The 25,036-nt window shown below is 68.5% G+C and carries 22 protein-coding genes and 1 riboswitch; of the genes, 7 read left to right on the top strand and 15 right to left on the bottom strand.

What is annotated here, in order from left to right:
* The first annotated feature begins 104 nt into the window (after nt 1-104).
* Both N177_RS04720 and N177_RS04715 read left to right on the top strand, forming a co-directional pair.
* Nucleotides 105-1,109: an NAD(P)H-quinone oxidoreductase gene (locus N177_RS04720; protein WP_023431103.1), complete on the top strand. Its 1,005-nt coding sequence runs from the start codon at nt 105-107 to the stop codon at nt 1,107-1,109.
* Nucleotides 1,110-1,225: 116 nt separating this feature from the next.
* Nucleotides 1,226-1,933, top strand: a complete 708-nt coding sequence (locus tag N177_RS04715) for a DUF1013 domain-containing protein (RefSeq protein ID WP_023431102.1) — start codon at nt 1,226-1,228, stop codon at nt 1,931-1,933.
* Between the two features lie 100 nt (nt 1,934-2,033).
* Here the strand turns inward: N177_RS04715 and hemH are convergent, their stop codons facing one another.
* From hemH to N177_RS04685, 6 genes are all read right to left on the bottom strand, one after another.
* Nucleotides 2,034-3,098: a ferrochelatase gene (gene hemH / locus N177_RS04710; RefSeq protein WP_051402243.1), complete on the bottom strand. Its 1,065-nt coding sequence runs from the start codon at nt 3,096-3,098 to the stop codon at nt 2,034-2,036.
* 176 nt (nt 3,099-3,274) lie between these two features.
* Nucleotides 3,275-4,060, bottom strand: a complete 786-nt coding sequence (locus N177_RS04705) for a hypothetical protein (protein WP_023431100.1) — start codon at nt 4,058-4,060, stop codon at nt 3,275-3,277.
* Nucleotides 4,054-4,593, bottom strand: a complete 540-nt coding sequence (locus N177_RS04700) for a hypothetical protein (protein WP_040485144.1) — start codon at nt 4,591-4,593, stop codon at nt 4,054-4,056. Before N177_RS04700 ends, N177_RS04705 begins: the two co-directional genes overlap by 7 nt.
* Nucleotides 4,594-4,672: 79 nt before the next feature.
* On the bottom strand, nt 4,673-5,542 hold the full coding sequence (aguB, locus tag N177_RS04695; protein ID WP_023431099.1) for an N-carbamoylputrescine amidase: 870 nt from the start codon (nt 5,540-5,542) through the stop codon (nt 4,673-4,675).
* Nucleotides 5,543-5,655: 113 nt separating this feature from the next.
* A complete protein-coding gene (locus tag N177_RS04690; protein WP_023431098.1) occupies nt 5,656-6,858 on the bottom strand; it encodes a YbfB/YjiJ family MFS transporter in 1,203 nt (400 codons plus the stop codon).
* Nucleotides 6,859-7,016: 158 nt separating this feature from the next.
* Nucleotides 7,017-9,164, bottom strand: coding sequence for a TonB-dependent siderophore receptor (locus tag N177_RS04685; RefSeq protein WP_023431097.1), 2,148 nt, complete (start codon nt 9,162-9,164; stop codon nt 7,017-7,019).
* 170 nt (nt 9,165-9,334) lie between these two features.
* Nucleotides 9,335-9,549, top strand: a riboswitch (cobalamin riboswitch).
* 210 nt (nt 9,550-9,759) lie between these two features.
* On the opposite strand from N177_RS04685, the gene N177_RS04680 reads away from it, so the two are divergent.
* From N177_RS04680 to N177_RS04665, 4 genes are read left to right on the top strand one after another with little or no spacing between them, the layout of a single operon-like run.
* On the top strand, nt 9,760-11,700 hold the full coding sequence (locus N177_RS04680) for a TonB-dependent receptor plug domain-containing protein (RefSeq protein WP_023431096.1): 1,941 nt from the start codon (nt 9,760-9,762) through the stop codon (nt 11,698-11,700).
* Nucleotides 11,697-12,542, top strand: coding sequence for an ABC transporter substrate-binding protein (locus tag N177_RS04675; protein ID WP_023431095.1), 846 nt, complete (start codon nt 11,697-11,699; stop codon nt 12,540-12,542). Before N177_RS04680 ends, N177_RS04675 begins: the two co-directional genes overlap by 4 nt.
* Nucleotides 12,543-12,577: 35 nt before the next feature.
* Nucleotides 12,578-13,537 carry a FecCD family ABC transporter permease gene (locus tag N177_RS04670; RefSeq protein ID WP_051402245.1) on the top strand — a complete coding sequence of 320 codons (960 nt, stop codon included), beginning with the start codon at nt 12,578-12,580 and terminating at the stop codon, nt 13,535-13,537.
* The gene (locus N177_RS04665) at nt 13,537-14,334 is read left to right on the top strand and encodes an ABC transporter ATP-binding protein (protein WP_023431093.1); all 798 of its coding nucleotides are present in this window, start codon (nt 13,537-13,539) and stop codon (nt 14,332-14,334) included. Before N177_RS04670 ends, N177_RS04665 begins: the two co-directional genes overlap by 1 nt.
* A 26-nt stretch (nt 14,335-14,360) precedes the next feature.
* Here the strand turns inward: N177_RS04665 and N177_RS04660 are convergent, their stop codons facing one another.
* Nucleotides 14,361-16,106, bottom strand: coding sequence for an ABC transporter ATP-binding protein (locus tag N177_RS04660; protein ID WP_023431092.1), 1,746 nt, complete (start codon nt 16,104-16,106; stop codon nt 14,361-14,363).
* Nucleotides 16,107-16,419: 313 nt separating this feature from the next.
* On the opposite strand from N177_RS04660, the gene N177_RS04655 reads away from it, so the two are divergent.
* Nucleotides 16,420-16,992 (top strand): hypothetical protein, encoded by a 573-nt coding sequence (locus N177_RS04655; RefSeq protein ID WP_152527839.1) that lies wholly within the window; start codon nt 16,420-16,422, stop codon nt 16,990-16,992.
* 13 nt (nt 16,993-17,005) lie between these two features.
* Here the strand turns inward: N177_RS04655 and ccoS are convergent, their stop codons facing one another.
* The 8 genes from ccoS to ccoN form a co-directional block, all read right to left on the bottom strand.
* Nucleotides 17,006-17,176, bottom strand: a complete 171-nt coding sequence (gene ccoS / locus N177_RS20915; protein WP_023431089.1) for a cbb3-type cytochrome oxidase assembly protein CcoS — start codon at nt 17,174-17,176, stop codon at nt 17,006-17,008.
* 3 nt (nt 17,177-17,179) lie between these two features.
* Entirely contained in the window at nt 17,180-19,369 is a 2,190-nt protein-coding gene (locus tag N177_RS04650; protein ID WP_023431088.1) for a heavy metal translocating P-type ATPase, read from the bottom strand.
* Nucleotides 19,370-19,372: 3 nt separating this feature from the next.
* A complete protein-coding gene (locus N177_RS04645; RefSeq protein WP_051402242.1) occupies nt 19,373-19,891 on the bottom strand; it encodes a FixH family protein in 519 nt (172 codons plus the stop codon).
* On the bottom strand, nt 19,857-21,323 hold the full coding sequence (gene ccoG, locus N177_RS04640) for a cytochrome c oxidase accessory protein CcoG (protein WP_051402241.1): 1,467 nt from the start codon (nt 21,321-21,323) through the stop codon (nt 19,857-19,859). The genes N177_RS04645 and ccoG overlap by 35 nt, the downstream gene beginning before the upstream one ends.
* A gap of 176 nt (nt 21,324-21,499) precedes the next feature.
* Nucleotides 21,500-22,372, bottom strand: a complete 873-nt coding sequence (ccoP, locus tag N177_RS04635; protein WP_023431085.1) for a cytochrome-c oxidase, cbb3-type subunit III — start codon at nt 22,370-22,372, stop codon at nt 21,500-21,502.
* 5 nt (nt 22,373-22,377) lie between these two features.
* Nucleotides 22,378-22,524, bottom strand: coding sequence for a cbb3-type cytochrome c oxidase subunit 3 (locus N177_RS04630; RefSeq protein ID WP_023431084.1), 147 nt, complete (start codon nt 22,522-22,524; stop codon nt 22,378-22,380).
* Between the two features lie 4 nt (nt 22,525-22,528).
* The gene (ccoO, locus tag N177_RS04625; protein WP_023431083.1) at nt 22,529-23,269 is read right to left on the bottom strand and encodes a cytochrome-c oxidase, cbb3-type subunit II; all 741 of its coding nucleotides are present in this window, start codon (nt 23,267-23,269) and stop codon (nt 22,529-22,531) included.
* Nucleotides 23,270-23,282: 13 nt separating this feature from the next.
* The gene (ccoN, locus tag N177_RS04620) at nt 23,283-24,935 is read right to left on the bottom strand and encodes a cytochrome-c oxidase, cbb3-type subunit I (protein WP_023431082.1); all 1,653 of its coding nucleotides are present in this window, start codon (nt 24,933-24,935) and stop codon (nt 23,283-23,285) included.
* Between the last annotated feature and the right edge of the window lie 101 nt (nt 24,936-25,036).

The raw sequence follows: 25,036 nt of genomic DNA, 5'->3' as shown, positions 1-25,036 counted from the left end.
TCGCGCTGCTCCAACTGAGGACACGGCGGACGCCGGCCCTTGCCATTGTCAGCGCGGCGCTTGCCCGGCTATTGCAGGCCCCACCCACGCCAAGGAGGAAGAGCATGAGCGCACTGCCGACCACCATGAACGTCGTCGCGATCCGGAAGCCCGGGGGGCCGGACGTGCTCGTCATCGAGGAGCGCCCGGTGCCGCAACCGGGCCCCGGCGAGATCCTCGTGCAGGTGGCGGCGGCCGGGGTCAACCGGCCCGACGTGATCCAGCGGACCGGCGGCTACCCTCCGCCCAAGGGCGCCCCCGAATGGCCGGGCCTCGAAATCTTCGGCACGGTCGTCGGCCGCGGCGAAGGCGCGAACCTCTATCCCGAGGGCACCGAGATCGTCGCCCTCCTCGCCGGCGGCGGCTATGCGGAATATGCCGTGGTGCACGAGACGAACGCGCTTCCCGCGCCTCAGGGCCTCTCGCCCGTGGAGGCGGCGGGCGTCTGCGAGACGTTCTTCACGGTCTGGCACAACGTGTTCCAGCGCGGGGCTCTGAAGGAGGGAGAGACGTTTCTCGTCCACGGCGGCACGAGCGGCATCGGCACCACGGCCATCCAGCTCGCCAAGGCCTTCGGCGCCCGTGTGATCACCACGGCCGGCTCGAACGACAAGTGCGAGGTGTGCCGGCAGCTCGGCGCCGACCTCGCCATCAACTACCGGGAGGAGGACTTCGTGAAGGCGGCGAAGGACTTCACCCAGGGCAAGGGCGTCGACGTCATCCTCGACATGGTCGGCGGCGACTACATCGCCAAGAACCACGCCGTCGCCGGCACCGAGGGGCGCATCGTCCAGATCGCGTTCCTGCGCGGCGCCAAGGCGGAGGTCGACTTCACCCGCCTCATGCTCAAGCGGCTCCATCACACCGGCTCGACGCTGCGCTCGCGCTCCGTCGAGGACAAGGCGGCGATCGCCGCGGAGCTGAAGGAGAGGGTGTGGCCGCTTCTGGCTTCGGGCCAGGTCAAGGTGATCATGGACTCCACCTATCCGCTCGCCGAGGCGGCGAAGGCTCACGCCAGGCTCGACGAGGGAAGCCACGTGGGCAAGGTCGTGCTGACCGTGGCGGCCTGATCTCCTGCTTTGCGCTGGGGCAGGGACGCGCTATATAGGGCGTCAGATTCCATGAACACCCTGAAACGGACCGGGGGCAGCGTCGCGAAGAGAAGCGGCGCGCAAAGGAGAAACTCATGCCCGCAACACTGTTGATGCCAAAGGCGACGGCCATCTGGCTCGTCGACAACACTTCGCTCTCCTTCAAGCAGATCGCCGAATTCTGCGGCCTGCACGAGCTCGAAGTGGCCGCAATCGCCGACGGCGAGGCGGCGCAAGGCATCAAGGGTCTCGATCCGGTGTCGACCGGCCAGCTGAGCCGCGAGGAGATCGAGAGGGCCCAGAAGGACCCGAAGTACAAGCTGAAGCTCCAGGAACCGAAGGTTCGCCTGCCCCAGCCGAAGAAGCGCCGCGGCCCTCGCTACACGCCCGTCTCGCGGCGCCAGGATCGGCCCAACGCGATCCTCTGGCTGATCCGCAACCACCCGGAGCTCAAGGACGCCCAGATCATGCGCCTCGTCGGCACGACGAAGGCGACGATCACCTCGATCCGCGAGCGGACCCACTGGAACGCGGCCAATCTTCAGCCCTCCGATCCCGTCACGCTCGGCCTCTGCTCCCAGCTCGAGCTCGACATGGAGGTGCAGAAGGCCGCGAAGGATCGTCCGGCCATGGTGCAGTCGGAGGGGCCGCGCCTCCTGACGCCGGAGGAAAGCCTGGCCGAGGAGGCGGCCGAGCGGGAACGCGCCCGCTACGAGGAGCAGGAGCGCGAGGAGACCTACAGCGCCGACTCCGTGTTTGCGCGTCTCAACGCGCCGCGTGTCGAAGAGGACGAGGAGGAGTAGGCGAACTCCGCCTGCCGTCCCCCGAGAGCCACGAAAAAGGGCCGCGCACCGCGCGGCCCTTTTTCGTGTCGTGCCGGCTGCGCCGGCTGAGGCCGATCGCCTACACCCAGCCCGCCAGCTCGCGGCGGACGACGTGCTCGATCACGTCCATGCCCTCCTCGCTGTCGTTCAGGCATGGCAGCGCGGCGAAGTGCTCACCGCCCTCCTCCTCGAAGAACTCCTTGTTCTGCCCCGCGATCTCCTCGAGCGTCTCGACGCAGTCGGCGACGAAACCCGGCGTGAGCACGGCGATGCGCTTCACGCCGTCGCGCGCGAGCTGCTTGATCGTCTCGTCGGTGTAGGGCTTGATCCACTCCGCCTTGCCGAAGCGCGACTGGAACGTCATCTGCAGGTAGTCCTTGTCGACGCCCAGCGCCTCGCGGAGCAGCCTCGTCGTCTTCGCGCAGTGGCAGTGATAGGGGTCGCCCTTGTCGAAATATTCCTGCGGCAGGCCGTGGAACGAGGCGATGATCTTTTCCGGCTCGAAGTCGAGCTTCGCCAGCTCCTTCTTCACCGACTTCGCCAGCGCATCGATATAGACGGGATCGTCGTGATAGGGCGGCACGGTGCGCACCGCCGGCTGGCGGCGCATCTGCATCAGCGCCTCGAAGGCCTTGTCGTTCACGGTCGCCGTCGTCGCTGCCGCGTATTGCGGGTAGAGCGGGAAGATGACGATCCGCTCGCACCCTTGCTCGGTGAGCCGGTCGAGCCCCTCCTTGATCGAGGGATTGCCGTATCGCATCGCCCAGTCGACGACGACCTTCGGCCCGAGCGGCTTCAGGCGCTCGGCCAGAAGCTGGCCCTGACTGCGCGTGATAGTGCGCAGCGGGCTCTCGTCGAGCTCACGGTTCCAGATCAGGTCGTAGGCCTCGCCCGACGATTTCGGCCGCTTCGTCAGGACGACGAAGTTCAGAATCGGCCACCAGATGTAGCGGGGCGTCTCGATCACGCGGCGGTCGGACAGGAACTCCTTCAGGTAGCGGCGCATCGACTTGTAGTCCGTCGCGTCCGGGGTGCCCAGGTTGACGAGCAGGACGCCGACGCGGCCGAAGGCGACGTCGGGGTGGCCGGCCGGCAGGTGCGACTTGTCCTGGGCCGGGAAGGAAATCACTTGGGGCTCGGTCATCGATCTCGCGGGGCTGACTGAGGGTCGGGGGCGCGACGTCGCGCCCTTAGTTTGGAATGAGTTTAGAGTAGCTGCCGGCGAAAATGAACGCCTGCGCGCTGTTCTGCCGCATCGGCGCGGCCGCTGCCATTCGTACGAATCCCGAACCGCTCCGGATCCCACGCAGGCAAGGACGATCAGTCGGCGACAGCGACCACCGCGGCTCGACCATCGGCGAACCACCGGTCGAGAGCCGCATCGACCCCGTCGGTCAGCTTTGCCTGCCAGACCCCGATCGTGGCGTCGACCGCCTCCCGGTTCGCCTCGACGAACCCCTCGCGGTTCCATGCCTCGGCCGCCTCGTTCATCGCATAGTCGGCGGCGACGCCGAGCAGCCCTCCGGCGACGGCGCCCATCACGGTGCCGCCGACGGGTTGAATCGCCGTGCCGGCCGCGGCACCGCCGCCCGCCAGCGCGATGCGTCCGGCGAAGGCCGCTGTGAAGCGGCGGCCAAGGGCGGCGAAGATCTTGCCGGTCGCCCGCTCCATCACGGGCTTCAGGACGAGCGCCCCGATCGTGCCGCCGGCGGCGATCGTCGCGAGCGAGGTGACGCCGTCGAAGGCCGCCTCGTCCATCAGGTGGACCGGAGCCTTGAAGGACTGCGACTTCCAATCGAGCTCGAGTGCCGTGAGCGCCTCGTCGGCGGCAGGCCCGTCGATCGGCCGGCCATTCTCGGCCAGAAAGAGCTGCAGGCGCAGATCCTCCTGCGCCACGGCCGCCTGGTAGCGCTCGTGCGCGCGCCGCGCCGCCTCCTCGAAGCCGCGGGTGATCATCGGGTCGCGGAACTCGGGCCGCAGGACCTGCTCGGTGTAGTGCGTGAGGAAGTACTCCTGGACGTCACGCTCGACGGCCACGCGCAACGGCTCCACCCCGCCGATCGAGACGAGCCTCGTCCCGCTCGAGGCGAGCGCCTCCTTCAGCACGACATAGGGTCTGCGCCAGGCGAAGAACCAGTCGGCATAGGCTTCGATGGCGTCGTCGCGGTCGGCGAAGGCGAGATCGAAGAGCTGTGCGATCTCGCGCCCGGCCGCCTCCTTGGCCGCGAGCTTGGCGGCGTCGAGCCTGCGGAGGCTGTCATGGCGAAGGCGTCCGCCGCCGACTTCTCGACGAGGAGACGCCGCAGCGTCCCATCGGCGTCACGCGTGACGACCGTCACCGCCTCCGCCAGCGGCGCCGGTCCCCGCACCGCCACCTCGCTCGCGTCCGGACGGGTGGGAGCGGAGAACAGCCTGTCGCGCTCGACGCTCTTCCAGAACGTCGTGCCGAACGTCATGAGCGCGGCGACAACGAGAATGAGACTCGCCGCCACCGACAGCGGCCAGAGAAGCGAGGCGATCAAGCCGCGCCGGACCACTTTCGCGCGAGGCTCGCGACGAAACGGCAGCCAGCGGCGCCACGCGGGGGCGGAACGACCGTTGCGGACGCCGTCCGCCGTCGCAGGCACGAGATCGGTCATGTCGGGGCGTCTCCGGGGCAAGCGGTCGAAAGGCCACCATATGACGGCGGCGGGGCCGAAATACGGCGGGGCCGCTCCGTCACGCCCTCCCGTTCAGCGTCAGGATCGGCTTGTAGAGATCGGGCCGCCGGTCGCGGAACAGGCCCCAGCTCGCCCGCCGCGACGCCACCTCGTCGAGGTCGAACGTCGCCGTCAGGATCGTCTCGCTCTCCCGGTCGGCCTCGGCGACCTTGTTGCCCCGCCAGTCGGCGATGAAGGACGAGCCGTAGAACTTGATGCTCGAGCCACCGATCGTCTCCTTCCCGATCCTGTTCGAGGCGACGAGCGGCATCAGGTTCGCGCCGGCGTGGCCGCACATCACCGTCTGCCAATGGGCCATGGAGTCGTAGGAGGGATCGGGAGGCTCCGACCCGATCGCGGTGGGATAGAGCAGGATCTCGGCCCCCATCAGCGCCATGCAGCGGGCCGCCTCGGGAAACCACTGGTCCCAGCAGATGCCGACGCCGACCCTGCCGAACTTCGTGTCCCAGACCTTGAAGCCGGTGTCGCCGAGGTTGAAGTAGAACTTCTCCTGATATCCCGGCCCGTCGGGAATGTGCGCCTTGCGGTAGGTGCCCTGAAGCTCGCCGCCTGCGTCGACCATCACCATCGAATTGTAGTGGGCGTTGTTGTCGCGCTCGAAGAACGAGACGGGCAGGACGACGTTCAGCTCACGCGCCAGCGCCTGGAACCGGGTGATTGTCGGATGCCCCTCGACCGGGTGCGCGCGCTTGAAATCCTCGGGAACCTGCCGCTGGCAGAAATAGAGCCCCTCGAAAAGCTCCTGGATCAGGATGACGTTCGCGCCCCTGCCCGCGGCTTCGCGGACGAGCTTCTCCGCCCGCGCGACGTTCTCCTCGACCACGTCGGTGCAGGCCATCTGCGTGGCCGCCAGGGTGACCTCTCTCATGAACCTTCAGACCTTCCAAAACCGGAATCGTGGGGCAGGCATCCCTCGCCGCCATCGTGCAGTACCAGAGGTAGTGCATTCGGCCGGCCATGGCCAACGGTCTCGCGGGGCCGCTACCCGCCGACGTCCCGTCTCGTCGCCATGGCATAGGCGAGGAAGACCTGGCCCAGGATCAGCACCCCCGCCGAGGCGACGAGCGCGGTCGAGAAGTCGAAGCGTGGGCTGAGCTCCGCCATGTAGCCGGCGGCTGCGGGCCCGGCGATCTGGCCCATCCCGAAGAAGACCGTCAGGATGGCGAAGCCGCGCCCGCCGCCGCCGTGCCGGCCGAGGGGCAGCGTCAGCGCGCTGATCGCGGTGAAGGTGCCACCGAACAGGATGGCGGCCGCGACGGCCGCAGCACCCGACGTCGACAGGACGGGCAGAAGCACCGCCACCACCTGGGCGGTGTAGGCGAGCATGAGGGCCGTCGCGAAGCCGATCCGCTCCGCCGCCTGCATCCACAGGAGGCAGGCCGGCAGCGCCGACAGCCCCACGATGACCCACACCCAGTCGCCCAGCACCTCGCCACCCGGCCGCGCCTTCACGATCGCGACGATGAAGGTGACGAAGACGGAGTAGCCGAGGCCCTCGCAGGTGTAGTTGACGACGAGCGGGACGAGCGGCAGCGGCCGAGGCACGCGTCTCTGCCGCCGCTGCGCCCGCCGGCGCACGGGCAGGTCGCGCTCGCGCACCTCCGCCAGGACGACGGGCAGCATCAGGCCGCAGACGGCGGCGCCCAACAGCCAGAGACCCGAGGAGTCGAACGTGTCACTGGTGAGCCGCACCAGTGTTCCAGACAGGGCGATGCCGAACCCCACCCCGCCGAAGAGCCATCCGACGCGGCCGGAATCCTCGATCCGCGCCAGGGCTTCCGACACGATTCCCGCGGCGGACAGCATCGCCACCGCACTCGCGACACCCGAGAGCGTGCGCCACACCATCCAGAGCCCGATATCGTCCGTCAGCCCCATGGCCGCCGTCGTCGCCACGCTGGAGACGACGCCGACCCGCAGCCCCCACAGTCGCGGCTGCCCCCGGGCCAGAACGATGCCGATGGCCGATCCGACGAAGTATCCGACGAAGTTGAGCGATGCGAGGAGGCCGAGGAGCCCGGGCTCGAGGCCGTACTCGTCGCGCATCAGCGGCAGGAGGGGCGTGTAGATGAACCGCCCGATCCCCATCACCATGGCGAAGGTCAGGAAGCCGCCGAGGAGCAGGCGCCCCGCGGAGGCGCGGGCCGCGGCCGCCTCCTCGGTCGTGGTATCGAGACAGGACATGGCGGTTCGCTTCGATGGCTCCTTCCGCGAAGCCACCGACCATAAAGGCCAAGCCCATTCGCCGGCTATGGCGTGTCGGCAGGGCAGCCATGCACCCCTCTGGCCGGCGCGCGAGCTCCCGGGCAGGCCCCTGCCGGATCCCTGATCCGAACGCCGCCTCAGAAGGTAACGTGGGTCTGCAGCAGCAGCGTCCGGCCCTCGCCATAGCCGCATGTGTAGATACCGCCGCAGCCGGCCACGTACTCCTTGTCGAATACGTTCTTCGCGGTCAGCGACACGCCCCAGTTGTCGCGCTCGTAGCGGATGGCCGCGTCGAACACCGTGGCGTCCGGCACCTTGAGCGTGTTCTCGTTGTCGGCGTAGCTCTCGCCCTGGTAGCGGACGCCGGCGCCGAAGCCGAGCCCGTCGAACGTGCCGCCGCGGACCGTATAGTCGATCCAGAGCGAGGCGAGCGTCTCGGGGATCAGGTAGGGCTGGTTGCCGATGAAGGCGGGATTGGCGTCGTCCTCGATCTCGAGATCGTAGGTGGTGAAGGTCGCGGCCAGCTTGAGGCTCTCCGTGATGTTGGCCTTCGCCTCGAGCTCGATGCCCCGGGAACGCACCTCGCCGAGCGCCTCGTTGACGAAGCTCCCGTCGCCGAGCTGACGGCTCTGCAGCGTGTTGCGCCGGGTGAGGTCGAACACCGACGCGGTGAAGACGGCCGGCATGAAGGTCGGCGCCCACTTGATCCCCGCCTCGTACTGCTCGCCATCCTGCGCTCCCACGGGCTGCCCGGCGGTGTTCGTGCCGATCTGGGGCTCGAAGAGCTTGGAAACGCTGACATACGGGACGAAGCCGTTCGGGAACTCGTAGGCGAGGCCGGCACGGCCGCTGAAGGCGCCGTTTTCGACGTCGTAGTCGTTGTGGGCGGCCGTGCGGTCGCCACGGTCGATCCAGTACTGGTCGTAGCGCGCGTTCAGCGTGGCGATCCAGCCGCCGCCGAACTTCAGCTGGTCCTGCACGTAGACGCCCAGCTGATCGAGCGAGACCTTCTCGTCTATGTAGGGAGCAAAGAGGGCCCCGAGCTCGTTCGTGTAGTCGGGGTCGACCGGGTCAAGCGGGTCGGCCGGTCCGGTCGCCTGCCACTGATCGATCCGGTAGTGCCTGTAGTCGACGCCGGCGAGCAGCTGGTGCGACACCGCCCCGGTCTGGAAGTCGAAGATCGCCTGGTTGTCCGTCTCGAACAGGTCGGCCTTCGTGTCGTGGGCGAAATTGATGCGGTTGAGCACGTCGTCCGTCGTGTCCCAGTCATAGGGGTAAGGCCCGTACTCCTCCCGTTCGACATGGATCCACCGCGTGTTCGACCGCAGGGTCGTCCAGTCGTTCACGTCATGCTCGAGCTCGAAGCCGAGCGCCGCCTGCTGCGCCTCGAACTTGTCGACGCCGGGCTCGCTGTAGAACAGATCCCTCGGCACGACGCCGTAGGGCGCCCGCACGACGCTGCCGACATAGGGCCAGAAGCCGCCCATGTGGCGCTGGTCGTCGTACTGGTAGAGGCCGTAGACCTCGAGGCGGGTGCTTTCGCCCTCGAAGAGCACGCTCGGGCTGACGACGCCGCGGAAATTATCCGCGTGGTCGGTCTGCGTGTCCCCGCCCTTCACGCGGCCGACGAGGCGCCAGCTCCAGGGGCTCGTCTCGGAGAACCGGTCGCCGATGTCGGCGCCCACATAGCCGTTCGGGTTGTCGTCGATGCCGGCCTCGACATAGCGGTAGCGCTGGCCGTCCGCACGCTTCAGCACCGAGTTGACGATGCCGCCGGCGCTCGAGCCGCCGTAGAGGACCGATGCGGGCCCGCGCAGCACCTCGATGCGGTCGATCAGGAACGGATCGACCGTGATGCCCGCGAAGGCGTAGGAGTAGAGCTGCAAGCCGTCGAGAAAAACGCCGCTCTGCGTCGCGTCGAAGCCCCGGATGTAGATCCAGTCCGTGTCTGAATCGGCGCCGAACGGCTGCGCGAACACGCCGGGCGTGTATCGCAGCGCCTCGTCGACCTTCTGCACGCCCCGGTCTTGAAGCTCTTCCGATCCGATCACGGAGACTGACTGGGGAACCTCGACCAGCGGTGCGGCGGTCTTCGAACCAGCCGTCACGTCACGGGCGACATAGCCGTCCACGGGGGCGGGATCGGCCACGCCGACCGCGTTCTCCGCCTCCACGACAACGGTGTCGAGCTCGACGGCCGTCTGTGAAAAGGCGGGCCCGCCCGCGAAGATGACGGGGACAGAGGACACGAGCAGGCGGCGAAGGAGGTTTCGCGAGGAATGCACGAGGAAGACCTTGGGTCGGTGTTGATCTTGCAGACTTGCCTAGCCCCGGAAAAGCTGACTTTAAAGGTCATAATATCGGACTGGCCGACTTCGCCCGCGGACTGTGCTTCTGCCGCCACACACGCGGCGACCGGCCTGTTGCCTGCTTGACACGATACCCCCGCGCGGCAACGATCCCGGCGCCGACGGTCTCCGCCCATCCGGGCGGGTGAAAAGGGAACACGGTGAAGGCGACCTGCCGATTCCGTGGCTGCCCCCGCAACTGTGAGCGGCGAGCTTCGCGTCGATCGTGCCACTGGGCGGCTCCTCCGGGACGTCGCGTGGGAAGGCGGACGCGAAGCGGCGACCCGCGAGCCAGGAGACCTGCCGTCGACCGTCACCCGACCTTCGGCACGGGGTGCGCCGAGGTGCGGTATTCCGTAGCGGTGACATCTGGCGAGCGGACCCGTGGAGCATGGGATCCGGCGCGTCGGGTGGAACCGATATGCCACCTTCCGCGCCCTCTCCATGTCCTCCGCGTGTCCTTTTGAAGGTCACTGGCCCGGACTCCGCCCGGGCACGACGGAAGGGGGGTCCCGTGAGGGGACGAAACGGTTTGGCCGGCCTTGTCGCCGGCAGCCTTGCACTTGCAGCGCCTCATGTGCCGGCCGCGGCTCAGGAGGTCTTCGACCTCGGCGAGATCGTGGTGTCGGCCGGACGCACACCGGCGCCGTCAGGGGCCATCGGGCGGGCGCACACGGTGCTGGACAGCCAGCGCATCGAGGAGTTGCAGATCCGCTACGTGTCGGAGGCGCTGCGCCACGTGCCGGGCGTCTCGGTCTCGCAGACCGGCACCACCGGCGGCATCACCCAGGTTCGCATGCGGGGCTCCGAGAGCAACCACGTCCTGGTGATGATCGACGGGGTCGAGGCGAACGAGCTCTCGCAGGGAGAGTTCGATTTCGGCGGGCTGCTCGCGGCGGACATCGAGCGCATCGAGGTGCTGCGGGGGCCGCAGAGCGCGTTCTGGGGCTCGAACGCGACCGCGGGCGTCATCAATATCGTGACGAAGTCCGGCCGGCGCGGGTCGAGCGAGGCGAGGGTCACGAGCGAGGTCGGCAGCGACGGGACGGCGATGCTCAACCCGTCCCTCCGGGTGGGTGGGGAGCGCTACGACTTCGCCGTCTCCGGTGCCTTCAGGCGCAACGACGGCTTCAATATCTCCGACCTCGGCACCGAGGACGACGGTCACCGCAACGCGACCGTGAACGCGAAGACGCGGATCGATCTCGCGCATAACCTGTTTCTCGACGCGAGCGGCCGCTACGTCGATCGCAGCGCGGATTCCGATGCGCAGGACTTCTCGGGCGGCCCCTACCAGGGGCTCGTCATCGATACGGACGATTGGACCGATACGACCGAGAGCCTGGGCGGCATCGGGCTGACCTGGGAGCTTCTCGGCGGCCGCTTCGTGCAGGAGGCCCGGCTGAAAGGGTCGCAGATCCGCCGCGACAATGCGACGGACGGCGCCCGCTCGTCCTCCAACGAGGGCAGCCGGGTCGAGGGCACCTACCAGGCGACCTTCAACTTCGACACGCCGGAACTGCTGGACGCTCATCACAGGCTGACAGGGGGCGTGGAGGCGAAGCGGGAGACCTATCGCAATCTCCCGCCGGCGACACCCGACCAGCTCGAGGAGCAGGAGCGGCGGACGACGAGCTTCGTGGCAGAGTACCGGGTGGATCTGCTCGACCGGCTGTTCCTCACCGGCGCCGTCCGGCACGACGACAACGACGCGTTCGAGAATACCACCACGTGGAGCGCGTCCGCCGCGTACCTGCTTCCCACCGAAACGCGCCTGCATGCATCGGTCGGAACCGGCATCACCAATCCGACCTTCACCGAGCAGTTCGGCTACTATCCCGACAGCTTCATCGCGAACCCGGACCTGAAGCCGGAGGAATCCTTCGGCTGGGACGTTGGCATCGAGCGGTCTTTCTTCGACGGCCGGATGACCGCCGACATCACCTACTTCAACGCCACCCTCAGGGACGAGATCACGACGATCTACCTGCCGTCCGGCCTCTCGACCGCGGTGAACCAGTCGGGGAAGAGCCCGCGCGAGGGCGTCGAGTTTGCGTTCACCGCGCGGCCGGTGGAGGGGCTCAGCGTCACCGCGGCCTACACCTACCTCAGTGCCCGGAACCCCGACGGCAGCGCCGAGATCCGGCGGCCCCGCCACTCCGGCTCCGTCAGCGCCGTCTACACCTTCGCGGAGGGGCGCGCGAACGTCTTCGCCGACGTCGTGTTCAACGGCAGGATGCAGGACGACAGCTACGTGAACTACTTCGTGGACTTCTCGGCGGAGCGCGTGATCCTCGACGACTACGTCGTCGTGAATGTCGGCGGCGAGTACCGCGTCAACGATCGGCTTGCCGTCTTCGGCCGGGTCGAGAACCTGTTCGACGAGGAGTACGAGAACGTGTTCGGCTACAACACGGCCGGGATCACGGGCTATGCCGGCCTGCGCATGACGCTCGGGAGCGAGCGGCTTTGAGGCTCCTTCGACACATCCTCGTCGCGGCGGCGCTCGTCGCGGCGGGCGCCTCGGGGGCGGTCGCCGGCGCGCCGGAGCGCGTCGTGTCGATGAATGTCTGCACGGACCAGCTCGCGATGCTCGTCGCCGCGCCCGGCCAGCTCGTGTCGATCTCGCATCTCACGCGGGACCCCGCGACCTCGGCTCTCGCAGAGGAGGCTCGGGCGTATCCGATCCATCACGGGCAGGCCGAGGAGATCTTCCTCCTCGAGCCCGACCTCGTGATCGCGGGGACGACGGCGCGGCCGACGACGCTCTCCATGCTGCGCCGGCTCGGTGTGCGTGTGGAGCAGATGCCTTCGGCCTCGACGCTGGGCGAGATCCGCGACAACATCGCCCACATGGGAGAGCTTCTGGGACAGCCGGAGCGGGCGCGGGATCTCGTCGCCCGCTTCGACGAACGGCTCCGCGCCGTCCGTGGCCGCCCCTATGCGCCGCCCCTCGCGGCGCCCTATTATGCGAACGGCTTCAGCTCGGGCGGCCGGAGCCTCGCGGCTGCCGTGATCGAGGCGGCCGGCTACGAGAATCTCGGCACCCGCCTCGGCCTCGAAGGCACCGCGCCGGTGCCGCTGGAGGTGCTGCTGATGCACGACCCCGCCCTCCTGATCCTCGGCACGCACGACTACGACGCGCCTGCCAAGGCGCAGGAGATCTTCGCCCACCCTGCTCTGGAACGCGCCTTCGGACGCGCCCGGCGCATCGAGATCGCCAACAGCGCGTGGGTGTGCGGCGGACCGTTCACGGCCGATGCCGTCGAGGCGCTGGCGCTGCGGCGTTCGAAGACCGCCCGGGCCCCGCGTTGACCCCGCGCGCCACCGCCCTCGTCTACCTGCCGCTGATGCTCCTCGTCGCGCTGCTCTTCGTCGGATCCCTCCTCGTCGGTCCAGCCGGCATCGGGATCGCGAGGGCGCTCGAAGCGCTCTGGTCGGGCGGGGCCGACCCGATCGTGCTGGTCATGCAGGAGATCCGCCTGCCCCGCGCGATCCTCGCCGCGGCGATCGGGGCCGTCCTCGGCCTGTCGGGCGCCGTTCTCCAGGGGCTCCTGCGCAATCCGCTCGCCGAACCGGGTGTCGTCGGCGTGACCTCCGCGGCTTCGTTCGGTGCCGTCCTCGCGATCTATAGCGGGCTCTCGGCCTCCCTGCCCTTCGCCCTGCCCCTGATGGCCATGACCGGCGCCTTCCTCGCGGTCTTTCTGGTCAACGCCCTCGCGGGCCGCAGCCAGGACACGCTCACGGTGATCCTGGCGGGCGTCGCGATCACCACCTTGTGCGGCGCCCTGACCTCGCTCGCCCTGAACCTCTCGCCGAACCCGTTCGCGGCGGCCGAGATCGTCTTCTGGATGATGGGCTCGCTCGCCGACCGCAGCATGGACCACGTCCGGCTCGCCCTGCCCTTCATCCTGGTGGGAGCGGGCCTGCTTCTGGCCACCGGCCCGGCCTTGGACGGCCTGAGCCTCGGCGAGGACGTCGCCCGCACACTGGGAATCGGTCTCACGCGCACCAGGCTCCTCGCGACGCTCGGCACGGCCTGCGGCGTCGGCGCGGCGACCGCCGTCGCGGGCGCCATCGGCTTCGTGGGCCTCGTCGTTCCGCACCTCCTGCGGCCGCTGGTGGGGAGCCTCCCGAGCCGGCTCCTGCCGGCCAGCGCGCTCGGCGGCGCGGCGCTCGTGCTGACCGCCGACATCGGCATCCGCGTCGTGATGCCGGAGCGCGACCTGAAGCTCGGCGTCGTGACCGCCCTTCTCGGCGTCCCCTTCTTCCTCTGGCTCGTGCTGCGGGCACGGCGGGAGATCTCGTGATGCGGCTCGACGTGGAGCGGGTGAGCCTCGGGCGGGGCGGCCGACAGGTGCTGGACGGGGTGTCGTTCTCCTGCGAAAGGCCCGCGCTCGTCGGGCTCATAGGGCCGAACGGAGCGGGCAAGACGACGCTCATGCGCCTCGTCGCCGGCCTTGCGCGCCCCGGTCCGGGGCGGGTCGCCCTCGACGGGAAAGACACGGCCGACATGGCCGGGAAGGAGCGCGCCCGGCGGATCGCCTATCTCTCGCAGGAGCGGAGCGTGAGCTGGCCGCTCGCCTGCCGGGACGTCGTGATGCTCGGCCGGCATCCCCACCGCCGCCCGCTGGCGCCTCCCTCCCCGCAGGATCACGAGATCGTCGACCGCGTCATGGACGAGCTGCGGATCGCGCCCTTCGCGCACCGGCGGATCGACACGCTCTCCGGCGGCGAGAAGGCGCGCGTCCTGATCGCGCGGGCTCTCGCCCAGGCGCCGGACGTCCTTCTCGCCGACGAGCCGACGGACGCGCTCGACCCCGAGCACCAGATCGCCCTGATGGAGCGCCTGGCGCAGATCGCACGGTCCGGACGGCTCGTCATGGTCACGATGCACGACCTGTCGCTCGCCGCACGCTGGTGCGACCGCCTGATCGTTCTCGACCGCGGCCGGCTGAAGGCGGACGGCCCTCCCGACGAGACGCTGACGCCGCAGCTTCTGTCCGAGGTCTATCGGATAGAGGCGGCCACACTGTCGTGGGAGGGAGTGCCGCTCGTCGTGCCGGTGCGCCTCGCACCGCGCGATGACGCCGAGCGCGCGGTCTAGGTCCGGGCCGGGACGGTGGGCCCCGGCTACTCCGCAGCCGCGAGGCCGGCCCCCTTCTGGTGAAGCGCCTGCGCCTCGTGCAGCCGGCGATAGGCGCCCCCGGCCGTCAGCAGATCCTCGTGCCGCCCTTCCTCGGTGATGCCGTCCGGCGTCAGCACGACGATGCGGTCGGCGTTGCGGATGGTCGCCAGCCTGTGGGCGATGACGAGCGTCGTTCGCCCTTGCGAGAGCTCGAGGAGCGAGGCCTGTATCGCCCGCTCCGTCTCGGTGTCGAGCGCCGAGGTGGCCTCGTCGAGTATGAGGATCGGCGGGTTCTTCAGGAAGATCCGGGCGATGGCGACACGCTGCTTCTGCCCACCGGAGAGCTTGACGCCGCGCTCGCCGATGACCGTGTCGAGCCCTTCGGGCAGATCTTCGATCAGCGTGTCGAGCCGGGCCCGCCTCGCGGCATCCCGGAGCTCCGGCTCACTCGCATCGAGGCGGCCATAGGCGATGTTCTCCCGCAAAGTGCCCGCGAACAGGAACACGTCCTGCTGCACGATGCCGATCTGGCGGCGCAGCGAGGCCATCGTCATGTCCCTGATATCGATGCCGTCGACCGTGATGCGGCCCGCCTCGACGTCGTAGAAGCGCGGCAGGAGCGACAGGAGCGTCGTCTTGCCGGCCCCCGAGGGCCCGACGAACGCGACCGTCTCCCCCGCCGGCACGCGCAGGGTCAGATCCGTCAGCACCGGCCGCCCCGGCGAATAGCCGAAGGTCACGTTCTCGAAGGCGACGTCGCCCCTCGGCACGTCGACCTCGCGCGCGCCCGGGGCGTCCACGATGTCGGGCTCGGTCGCCAGGAGCTCCTGGTAGCGGCGGAAGCCGGCGATGCCCTTCGGATAGGTCTCTATCAGCGCCGCGATCTTCTCGAGCGGCTGGTAGAAGACGTTGATCAGCAGGAGGAACCCGACGAAGCCGCCGACCGAGAGGTCGCCGCGCGTGACGAACCAGGTGCCCGCCAGGAGGACGACGACCTGGACGAGGCGCATGCCGAAATAGTTGATCGCCGTCGCCGCGGCCATCAGCCGGTAGGCTTCGAGCTTCGTCGCGCCGTAGGCGGCGTTGTCGGCGGCGAAGAGCGCACGCTCGTGCTCCTCGTTGGCGAAGGCCCGCACGACGCGGACGCCTCCGACATTCTCCTCGATGCGCGCGTTGAAGGCGCCGACGCGGCCGAACTGCGCCTGCCAGTTCTTCGTCATCGCGCCGCCGTAGCGGACGATCAGCCACATCACGAGCGGCGCGATGGCCGCCGTGACGAGCGCCAGTGGCACGTGGACGAGGAACATGAGCGCGAGCGCGCCGAGGAACGTCATGATCGCGACGAACGCGTCCTCCGGCCCGTGATGCGCGACCTCGCCGATCTCCTCGAGGTCCTTCGTGACGCGGGCCACGAGATGGCCCGTCTTCTGCTCGTCGTAGAAACGGAAGGAGAGCTTCTGCAGGTGGTCGAAGGCGCGCCGGCGCATCTCCGTCTCGATCGAGATGCCGAGGACGTGCCCCCAGTAGGTCACGACGGCAATCAGGCCCGTGTTCAGGACGTAGACGAGGAAGAGCCCGAGCGAGGCGAGCAGGATCAGCGACCAGTTCGCCTGCGGGAGGAGGTGGTCGACGAAGCCCGTCACGGCGAGCGGAAAGCCGAGCGACAGGATGCCCGACAGGACGGCGCAGCCGAAGTCGAGGACGAACAGCCGGCGATGAGGCCGGTAGTAGGAGAAGAAGTCGCGGAGCATCGGATGGACCTGCGGCGGGCGCGGATGGCGTCGCCCATCCTGCGCCTCAAAGTCGAGTTTCCCCTACTTCCCCCAGATCCCCACGTCGGCACAAGAGGGAATCTTCGGCTTGCGGCGCAAATCGACCCGCGAGACCGGCTGTGCCATCTCATTGCCGCCAGATCCGGAGGTTAGGAGCAAGGTGGACATGGAAACATGACGGCTCGCCGCCGTTATGCTGCAGTGCAAACGGAAGCTCCCGGTCGGCACGCAAACCGGCGCTCATGCGCACCTGCCGGTCGAGACGTCGTTCGAGATTTCGGAGAACGACCCCATGAAGGTGCGAATTCGCGAGAAACGGGCACTTGCGGCCATAGGCTGCCTCGTCGCGACCGGCGTCGTCGGCGGCTGCGCCGTGCCGCAGCGATTCTCCATGGTCGACGACGCCAAGACGATGCTCCTCGGCCTCAGCGAGCAGGACGTCACCCTGTGCGCAGGCTTCCCCGACCAGAAGCAGGCGAACGAAGGATCGGAGATCTGGAGCTACAGGTTCAAGACCACCGGCAACAATCTCGCCGTGTCGACGCCCGTGCTCTACGGGATCGCCAACACGTCGATGAACTACTCGTCGGGCGGCACCTGCAGCGTGCAGTTCCTGTTCGTCGACGGCCGCGTCAGCCGGATCGCCTATGCCGGCAACAACGACACCGCCAGCGGTCGCGACACACTGTGCGAGCCGGTCATCGACGACTGCGTGCGGTATGTCGCCGACTATCCCAGGGGCAACCGTGTCGCCGCGCTGACTGCCTCAGCCACGGCCTCGCCGAATGCGCCTCCTCAGCCTCCGCCAGCGGCAGAGGCCGGAGGAAAGCGCCCGAGCCGGGCGAACGCCTCCCCTCACCCCTGACGGATCGAGGAGCTCATCCGCCGTGGCGGCGGTGCGGCGGAGCGACGTCGTCGTCCATGATCGCCCGCCAGGCCGCACCGTCGAGGTCGTCGAACTGACGCGACTTGAGCGACCACAGGAATGCGGCGAGACCGGCGAGGCCGAGCCCCAGCGCAACCGGGATGAGGAAGAACAGGGCTTCCATGTCTCAGACCTTCCTGGCTGCGTAGCGCAGCCGCAGCGCGTTGAGCGTCACGGTGATCGACGACAGCGACATGGCCACCGCCGCCAGCAGCGGGGTCACGAAGCCGGCCACCGCCACCGGAATGGCGAACACGTTGTAGAGCGCCGAGAAGGCGAGGTTCTGGCTCATCGCGCGGCGCGCGATGCCGCTGATCCTCAGCGCGCGCAACACGGGCACGAGCCTGTCCCCGAGGAAGATCGCGTCCGCCGCGGCCTGCGACAGATGCACGGCCGAGACGGGCGACATAGACACGTGCGCCGCGGCTAGCGCCGGCGCGTCGTTCAACCCGTCACCGACCATCAGCACGTGCTGGCCCGAACGCTTCATGTCGTCGAGGAGGCCCACCTTCTCGGTCGGCGTGAGGCCCGCGAAATAGGTGTCGATCTCGAGCTCGTCCGCCACCGCCGAGACGGCCGCGTGACGGTCACCCGAAAGCACGACCACCCGCAGCCCCCGATCCTTCAGAGCCTCGATCGTCTCGACGGCGTCGGGCCGGAGCGTCTGCCCGATCCGAATCGGCCATGCCGGGCCGTCGCCCTCACGGTACCAGACGATCGAGTGCCCGCCGTCGGCCACATGCTCCACTTCGGGCTGGGGCACCCCGCAGAACGTCGCGCTGCCGAGCCGCATCGTCACGTCGGCGAGGGTCGCCTCGACGCCCTGCCCCCGGTGCTCGCGCGCACCAGCGAAGGGCTCGCCCTGATAGAGCGGCTGAAGCGCCTCGGCGAGCGGATGGCGGCTCGACCTCGCGAGCCGCGCGGCGCGCTGAATGATTTCGCCGGGAATGTCCTGGCCCTCGACCAGCGCCGGCGACGGGAGGGTGAGCGTGCCGGTCTTGTCGAAGACGACCGTGGTGACGTCGGCCAGCCGCTCGATGGCGCTGCCGTCGTTGAGGAGAACGCCGGCGCGGAACATGAGGCCGCTCGCGACCACCTGCACCGCCGGCACGGCAAGCGCCAGCGCGCACGGGCAGGTGATGATGAGGACGGCGATCGCCGTCGTCAGGGCCTCCTGCCAGCCCGCGCCGGCCAGCATCCAGCCGAGGAAGGTGAGCGCGGCGGTGGAATGCACCATCGGCGCGTAGAGCTTGGCTGCCCGGTCGGCGAGCGCGAGGCGGCTCGAGCGGGCAGCCTCGGCCTTCTCGAGGAGGCCGTTCACCTCGTCGAGCAGCGTGCCCTCGGACGCCGCCGTCACCCTGACGACGAGCGCGCCGCCGATATTCAGGGTGCCGGCATGGACCTGCCCACCCTCGGCGACCTCCTCGTAAGCCGTCTCGCCGGTGACGAGGCTGCGGTCGAACTCGGACCGGCCGCTCTCGACGGTACCGTCGACCGAGATCCGGTCGCCCGCCGCCACGAGGACCCGGTCGCCCGCGGCCAGTGCCGACAGGGGAACCCGCCGCATCTCCCCGTCGGGCAGGAGCTGCAGCGCGCTCTCGCCCTTCAGCGCGGCGAGGTTCTCCGCCTGGGCGCGGGTCCGGCGACGCATGTCGACGTCGAGCCACCGCCCGATCAGGAGGAAGAAGAGGAGCATGGTCGCCGCGTCGAAATAGGCGTGGCGGCCGCCGGTGAAGGTCTCGAACAGCGACAGCGACAGCGCGAGGATCACGCCGATCGAGATCGGCACGTCCATGTTCACCCGGCCCGCCTTCAGCGCGGCGGCCGCCGAGCGGAAGAAGGTCTGGCCGGCGTAGCCGACCGTGGGAATGGCGATCAACGCCGAGACCCAGTGGAAGAGGTCGCGCGTCTCAGGCTCGATGTCGGTCGCGTTGCCGGACCAGACCGACACCGACAGCAGCATGATGTTGGCGGCGGCGAAGCCCGAAACCGCGACGGCCTTCAGGAGCCGGCGGGATTCCTCCGCCTCCGCCTCGCGGCGTGCGCCGGGATCGAACGGATAGGCCGAGAACCCCAGCGCCTCGAGCCTGTCGAGGATGTCGCCCGGCGCCACCTCGCCGGCCCGCCAGTCGACGGCGAGCCGCTTGGAGGAGAAGTTCAGCCGTGCCCGCTCGATGCCCGGCACCTCGCCGAGGCCCTTCTCGATCTTCGCCATGCAGCCCGCGCAGCGGACGCCCTCGACGGCGAGGTCGAGATGGGCGAGGCCGCCCGGCAGGGGCGTGACGAAATTGTCGAGGTCGCGTTGGTGCTTGCCCATTGCCTACTCCAGGCTCAGCCGGTTGAGCGAGCGGTAGAGCCGCTCCTCGCCGCGTCCGGCATCGAGCCTCAGATGCCACTTGCCGCTCTCGAGAGCGGCGAACCGGCCGACATACCGACCCGCCTCCGTCTCGGACAGGACGAGGCTCGTATCGGCGCGGTCGTGCGACGGCCGCTCGAGCCGGGCCGTCACGGTCAGGCCCGGCAGGGGCCGGCCGTCGCGATCGCGCAGGCTGACGTCGATCGTCGCTCCGTCGCCGCTGCGGGCGAGGTCGGCGGCGACGTGCCAGCCGCGTTCGGCCTGCGCCTCCGCCGCGGCGATCTCCTTCGGGAAGTGGGCGCCGTCCTTGTAGGCGCTGCCGGTCTCGACGCCGTTCCAACTCGCCATCGCGAGATAGACGAGCGCGCCGTTGGCCAAGAAGATGACGGCGAAGAACCCCACGAGGGAGAGGACGACGGTGCGGCCGGTGACGCGGCCGCGGCCGCCCTTATTCGGCTCCGCCAGGTGCGCGGAAGAAGTCATGTGCGACATCCGTGTTTCCGGTAGCGAGATCTGTGATGGTGAAGGTGACACTGGTCGAGCCGGACAGCGCGGCCGCGTCGGGAGCCACGACCAGGACGCGCACCTCGCGGGTGGTATCGGGCCCGACGGTGACGACGGGGAGGTTCCCCTCCGTCCTGGCGATCCCGATCGCGTCGATGCTGGCGCCGGGCAACCCGTCGACACCGACGGTGAAGTCGCGCGGCTCGCGCTCCTTGTTGATGAGCCGGATCGTGTAGCCGTTGCGGATTCCGCCGTCCGAGAGCTCGACGAAGAGCGGGTTGCGGTCGTGCAGCACGCTGATCCCGGCCGTCTCGCGGTTCCATAGCGAGATTCCCATGAGGGCGGCGACGCCGACGATGATGACGGCATAGATGATCGTGCGCGCGCGGACGAAGCGGTAGACGGGCTCCTTGCCTTCCTGGCGGCGGGCGATGTTGATGTCCGTATCGTAGGCGATCAGGCCGCGCGGCCGGCCGATCTTTTCCATGACGGTGTCGCAGGCGTCGATGCAGAGGCCGCACTGGATGCACTCGAGCTGCAGGCCGTCGCGGATGTCGATGCCCGTCGGACACACCGCCACGCACTGATAGCAGTCGATGCAGTCGCCGGCCGGTTGGCCCACGCCCCTCGCCCGCTCCGCCTCCTTCACCGACATGCGCGGCTCGCCGCGGTCGTGGCGATAGGTGACGTTGAGCGCCCACTCGTCGGTCAGGGCCGCCTGGATGCGGGGCCAGGGGCACATGTATGTACACACCTGCTCCCGCGCGAAACCCGCAAGGAGGTAGGTCGTGCCGGTCAGGATGCCGATCCAGAGATAGGCCGTCCAGGAGGCCTGGAAGGTCGCGAGATCGCGGACGAGTGTGGGGGCGTCGGCGAAGTAGAGGACCCACGCGCCGCCCGTCCACCACGCGATCAGGAGCCAGAGCGTGTGCTTGGCGACCTTCTCGCCCACGAGCTTCGGTGTCCAGCCGCCCTTGTCGGCCTTCATGCGCTCGCGCCTGTCGCCTTCCACGAGGCGCTCCACGGCGTAGAACAGGTCGGTCCACACGGTCTGCGGGCACAGATAGCCGCACCAGACCCGGCCCGCCACGGCGTTCATGAGGAACAGCGCCATCGCGGCGAGGATCAGGAGGCCCGTCAGGTAGTAGACCTCCTGCGGCCAGATCTCGACAAAGAAGAAGTAGAAGCGCCGGCTCGGGAAATCGATCAGCACCGCCTGGTCCGGCGCGTTCGGGCCCCGGTCCCAGCGCACGAAGGGCAGGAAGTAGTAGACGCCCAGCGCGAACACCATCACGGACCACTTGATGGTCCGCAGGCGTCCGGAGACCTTCTGGGGGTAGACCTTCTTGCGGGGCGCGTAGAGCTGGGCGTCACCGCCACCCGCACCGCCGGTCGTGGTGTCGGCGCGCATCGTCTTGTCCCTTGTCGTGTTGCCCCCCATCGGGGAGGACCGTGGGACCCTAGCGCTGCCGGAGGCGCATGTGATTGATCGCCGTCAACGGATGAAGGCGCAGCACCTCGTCGGTGCTGCGCCATGCTGTCGGGCGAGAGCCGGCGTTTCGCCCTCCCGCTATGCCGACCCGAGCTTCACTCGCCGCCGCCAAGCGCGTGGACGTAGACGGCGAGCGACTTGATGGTGACGGGGTCGAGGCGCGCGTCCCAGGCCGGCATCACGCCTGCCCGCCCCTGGTCGATCGAGGCCATGACCGCCTGGAGGCTGCCGCCGTAGAGCCACTCGTGGTCCGCGAGGTTGGCGGAGCCGAGCTCCCTCATGCCCTCGCCGCTCTCGCCGTGACAGGCCGCGCAGTTGTTCACGAACAGCTCTTCGCCGAGCGCCAGGTCCGCCCCCTCCTCCGGCTCCTGCCCCGAGAGCGTCAGGACATGGTTGGCGGTCGCCCTGATCTCCTGGCGGTTCAGGATACCGTCGCGGCCGAAGGCGGGCATGTCCCCCATACGCGTCTCGTCGTGTTCGGCCCGGATGCCGTAGAGGAGCGTCTGGTGGATCTCGTCGAGCGTTCCGCCCCAGAGCCAGACGTCGTCGTTGAGGTTCGGGTAGCCGGTCGCGCCCTGGCCGCCGGAGCCGTGGCAGGCGGCGCAGTTGTCGCCGAAGGCGGCGGCGCCGTTCGCCATGGCGAACTGCAGGAGATCGGGCGTCTGCTGGATCTCCTCCAGCGAGACCTCCTGAAGGCCCGCCCCCGCCGTCGCGCGCTGCGCCTGGAGGGCTGCGACCTCCTCCATCACGACGGCGCGCTGCGAGTGCCCCCGTACGCCGCGAAGATAATCGTCGAGGAGCGGCCACGAGGGCATGAGAACCCAGTAGACGACCGCCCAGGCGCAGGTGACGTAGAAGGTCCAGAGCCACCAGCGCGGCAGCGGGTTGTTCAGTTCGCGAAGCCCGTCCCACTCGTGGCCGGTCATCTCGACGCCGGAGACGTCGTCGACTTGCTTGTCGTGTGCCATTTGACTCACTCCTCCCGCAGCGGGATCTCGGCCGCGGCGTCGAACCTTTTCCGGTTCGACGGCCACAGCGCGTAGACGACGGCGGCGGCGAAGATCAGGAAGAAATAGACGAGGCCGAAGGTCTGCGCGAACTGCGCCATGCTCTCGTACATCGCGTCACCTCAGGTTCACGTCGGCCTGGTTGTCATAGAGCGAGAAGTCGACGAGCGTGCCCAGCATCTGGAGATAGGCGATGAGCGCGTCGAGCTCGGTCGCCCGGCTGGGGTCGCCGTCGAAATCACGCATCGCCACGTCGCCGTAGCGCTCCCTCAGCCCGTCCGCGCCGGCGCTGAAGGGATCGAGCTGGGCGAGAAGATCGGCCCGCGCATTCTCGATCATCTGGTCGTCATAGGGTACGCCGATCGCAGCGTTCGCCTTCAGGTCCGAGGCGACGAGGCGCAGGTCCAGCTCCTTCTCCGCGAGGAAGGGATAGGCCGGCATGATCGAAGCGGGCACCACCGAGCGCGGGTCGATCAGGTGGTCGCGGTGCCAGTCGTCGGAGTACTTGCCGCCGACGCGGGCGAGGTCGGGCCCCGTCCGCTTGGAGCCCCACTGGAACGGATGGTCGTACATCGACTCCGCGGCGAGGCTGTAGTGGCCGTAGCGCTCCACCTCGTCGCGCAGGGTGCGGATCTGCTGGGAATGGCAGGTGTAGCAACCCTCGCGGATGTAGACGTTGCGGCCGGCGAGCTCGAGCGGGGTGTAGGGCCGCATGCCTTCCACCTCCTCGATCGTCGACTTCAGGTAGAAATTCGGTACCAGCTCGACGATACCGCCGATCGCCACCGCGATCAGGATCGCCACCGTCAGGAGGATCGAGTGTCGCTCCAGGACGGCGTGCTTGTTCAACACGGACATCTTCCGATGCTCCTTACTCGGCGGGCTGCAGCGCGGGCGTGGCGGCGGGTTCCTCCGCCTCCTCGCCGACGCGCACCGTCATCCAGAGGTTGTAGGCCATGATCAGCGCGCCGATCAGGAACAGGGCGCCGCCCAGGGCGCGGATCACGTAGAAGGGCTCCATCGCCTCGACGGTCTCGATGAACGAGTACTCGAGGAAGCCGAGCCTCGTGTAGGCGCGCCACATCAGGCCCTGCATGATGCCGGAGACCCACATCGAGGTGATGTACAGCACGATGCCGATCGTCGAGATCCAGAAGTGCCAGGCGACGAGCTTGAGCGAGTAGAGCTCGCGCTTGTTCCAGAGCCAGGGCACGAGGCAGTAGAGCGCGCCGAAGGAGATGTAGCCGACCCAGCCGAGAGCGCCGGAATGCACGTGACCGATCGTCCAGTCGGTGTAGTGCGACAGCGAGTTCACCGCCCGCACCGACATCAGCGGGCCTTCGAAGGTCGACATGCCGTAGAAGGCGACCGAGACGACGAGCATGCGCAGGACGGGGTCGGTGCGCAGCTTGTCCCATGCCCCCGACAGCGTCATCAGGCCGTTGATCATGCCGCCCCACGAGGGCATCCACAGCATGATCGAGAAGGTCATGCCGAGCGTCTGCGCCCATTGCGGCACGGCCGTGTAGTGCAGATGGTGCGGGCCGGCCCAGATGTAGATGAAGATGAGCGACCAGAAGTGGACGATCGACAGCCGGTAGGAATAAACCGGCCGCTCCGCCCGCTTCGGGATGAAGTAATACATGATGGCGAGGAAGCCGGCGGTCAGGAAGAAGCCGACGGCGTTGTGGCCGTACCACCACTGCGTCATCGCGTCCTGCACGCCCGACCAGACGATGTACGACTTCGGCTCGGTGAGCGAGATCGGCAACGTCAGGTTGTTCACGATGTGCAGCATCGCGATCGTGACGATGAAGGCGAGATAGAACCAGTTCGCCACGTAGATGTGCGGCTCCTTGCGCTTCCAGATCGTGCCGAGGAAGACGAGGAGGTAGGCGACCCAGACGACGGTCAGCCACAGATCGGCGTACCACTCGGGCTCGGCATATTCCTTCGACTGGGTGATGCCGAGCAGGTAGCCGGTCGCCGCGATGACGATGAAGAAGTTGTAGCCCCAGACGACGAACCACGGCCACAGGCCGCCGGCCGTGCGGGCACGGCAGGTGCGCTGCACCACGTAGAGGGAGGTCGCGATGAGCACGTTGCCGCCGAACGCGAAGATCACCGCGGAGGTGTGCAGCGGGCGCAGGCGGCCGAATGTCGTCCAGGGAAGGTCGAGGTTCAGCGCAGGGAAGGCGAGCTGGAGCGCGATGTAGAGCCCGGCGGCAAAGCCGGCGATGCCCCAGAACACCGAGAAGAAGGTTCCGAGCTTGACCGGCCCCATCTGGTAGTTGGGGAGGCCGCCGACCTCCTCGGGCTGCTCGCCCTTGCGGTTCTGATAGCCGTTCACGACGGCGAAGATGCCGCCGATCGAGGCGATCAGGCCGAGCCAGCCATGGAAGGCGAAGGCGCTGTCATGCGTCTTAGCGACGATGAAGAGACAGAATAGGGTCGTGAGCCCGAGGAGCGCGATGATCCCGCCCTCGTCCCACGAGAATCTTTTCGCAGCCTGAGCGTGCGTCATGTTGCCGAACCTCGTGAAACTGTTCACGTGGACGGAACTGCGGCGGGCGGTTCGCCGCATTGATGTCGATCAAGTTCCTCCTCGCCCGGGCCACATGTGCC

Source organism: Lutibaculum baratangense AMV1 (assembly GCF_000496075.1).
GTDB lineage: Bacteria > Pseudomonadota > Alphaproteobacteria > Rhizobiales > Tepidamorphaceae > Lutibaculum > Lutibaculum baratangense.
The sequence above is the reverse complement of the archived record's forward strand: the minus strand, read 5'-3'. Positions and strand labels throughout refer to the sequence as shown.

Bases quoted from the DNA above. Each gene is read 5' to 3' on its own strand.
- N177_RS04720 (WP_023431103.1), top strand. From the start codon at position 105: ATGAGCGCACTGCCGACCACCATGAACGTCGTCGCGATCCGGAAGCCC.
- N177_RS04715 (WP_023431102.1), top strand. From the start codon at position 1,226: ATGCCCGCAACACTGTTGATGCCAAAGGCGACGGCCATCTGGCTCGTC.
- hemH (WP_051402243.1), bottom strand. From the start codon at position 3,098: ATGACCGAGCCCCAAGTGATTTCCTTCCCGGCCCAGGACAAGTCGCAC.
- N177_RS04700 (WP_040485144.1), bottom strand. From the start codon at position 4,593: ATGACCGATCTCGTGCCTGCGACGGCGGACGGCGTCCGCAACGGTCGT.
- aguB (WP_023431099.1), bottom strand. From the start codon at position 5,542: ATGAGAGAGGTCACCCTGGCGGCCACGCAGATGGCCTGCACCGACGTG.
- N177_RS04690 (WP_023431098.1), bottom strand. From the start codon at position 6,858: ATGTCCTGTCTCGATACCACGACCGAGGAGGCGGCCGCGGCCCGCGCC.
- N177_RS04670 (WP_051402245.1), top strand. From the start codon at position 12,578: ATGCTCCTCGTCGCGCTGCTCTTCGTCGGATCCCTCCTCGTCGGTCCA.
- N177_RS04665 (WP_023431093.1), top strand. From the start codon at position 13,537: ATGCGGCTCGACGTGGAGCGGGTGAGCCTCGGGCGGGGCGGCCGACAG.
- N177_RS04660 (WP_023431092.1), bottom strand. From the start codon at position 16,106: ATGCTCCGCGACTTCTTCTCCTACTACCGGCCTCATCGCCGGCTGTTC.
- N177_RS04655 (WP_152527839.1), top strand. From the start codon at position 16,420: ATGAAGGTGCGAATTCGCGAGAAACGGGCACTTGCGGCCATAGGCTGC.
- ccoS (WP_023431089.1), bottom strand. From the start codon at position 17,176: ATGGAAGCCCTGTTCTTCCTCATCCCGGTTGCGCTGGGGCTCGGCCTC.
- N177_RS04650 (WP_023431088.1), bottom strand. From the start codon at position 19,369: ATGGGCAAGCACCAACGCGACCTCGACAATTTCGTCACGCCCCTGCCG.
- N177_RS04645 (WP_051402242.1), bottom strand. From the start codon at position 19,891: ATGACTTCTTCCGCGCACCTGGCGGAGCCGAATAAGGGCGGCCGCGGC.
- ccoG (WP_051402241.1), bottom strand. From the start codon at position 21,323: ATGCGCGCCGACACCACGACCGGCGGTGCGGGTGGCGGTGACGCCCAG.
- ccoP (WP_023431085.1), bottom strand. From the start codon at position 22,372: ATGGCACACGACAAGCAAGTCGACGACGTCTCCGGCGTCGAGATGACC.
- N177_RS04630 (WP_023431084.1), bottom strand. From the start codon at position 22,524: ATGTACGAGAGCATGGCGCAGTTCGCGCAGACCTTCGGCCTCGTCTAT.
- ccoO (WP_023431083.1), bottom strand. From the start codon at position 23,269: ATGTCCGTGTTGAACAAGCACGCCGTCCTGGAGCGACACTCGATCCTC.
- ccoN (WP_023431082.1), bottom strand. From the start codon at position 24,935: ATGACGCACGCTCAGGCTGCGAAAAGATTCTCGTGGGACGAGGGCGGG.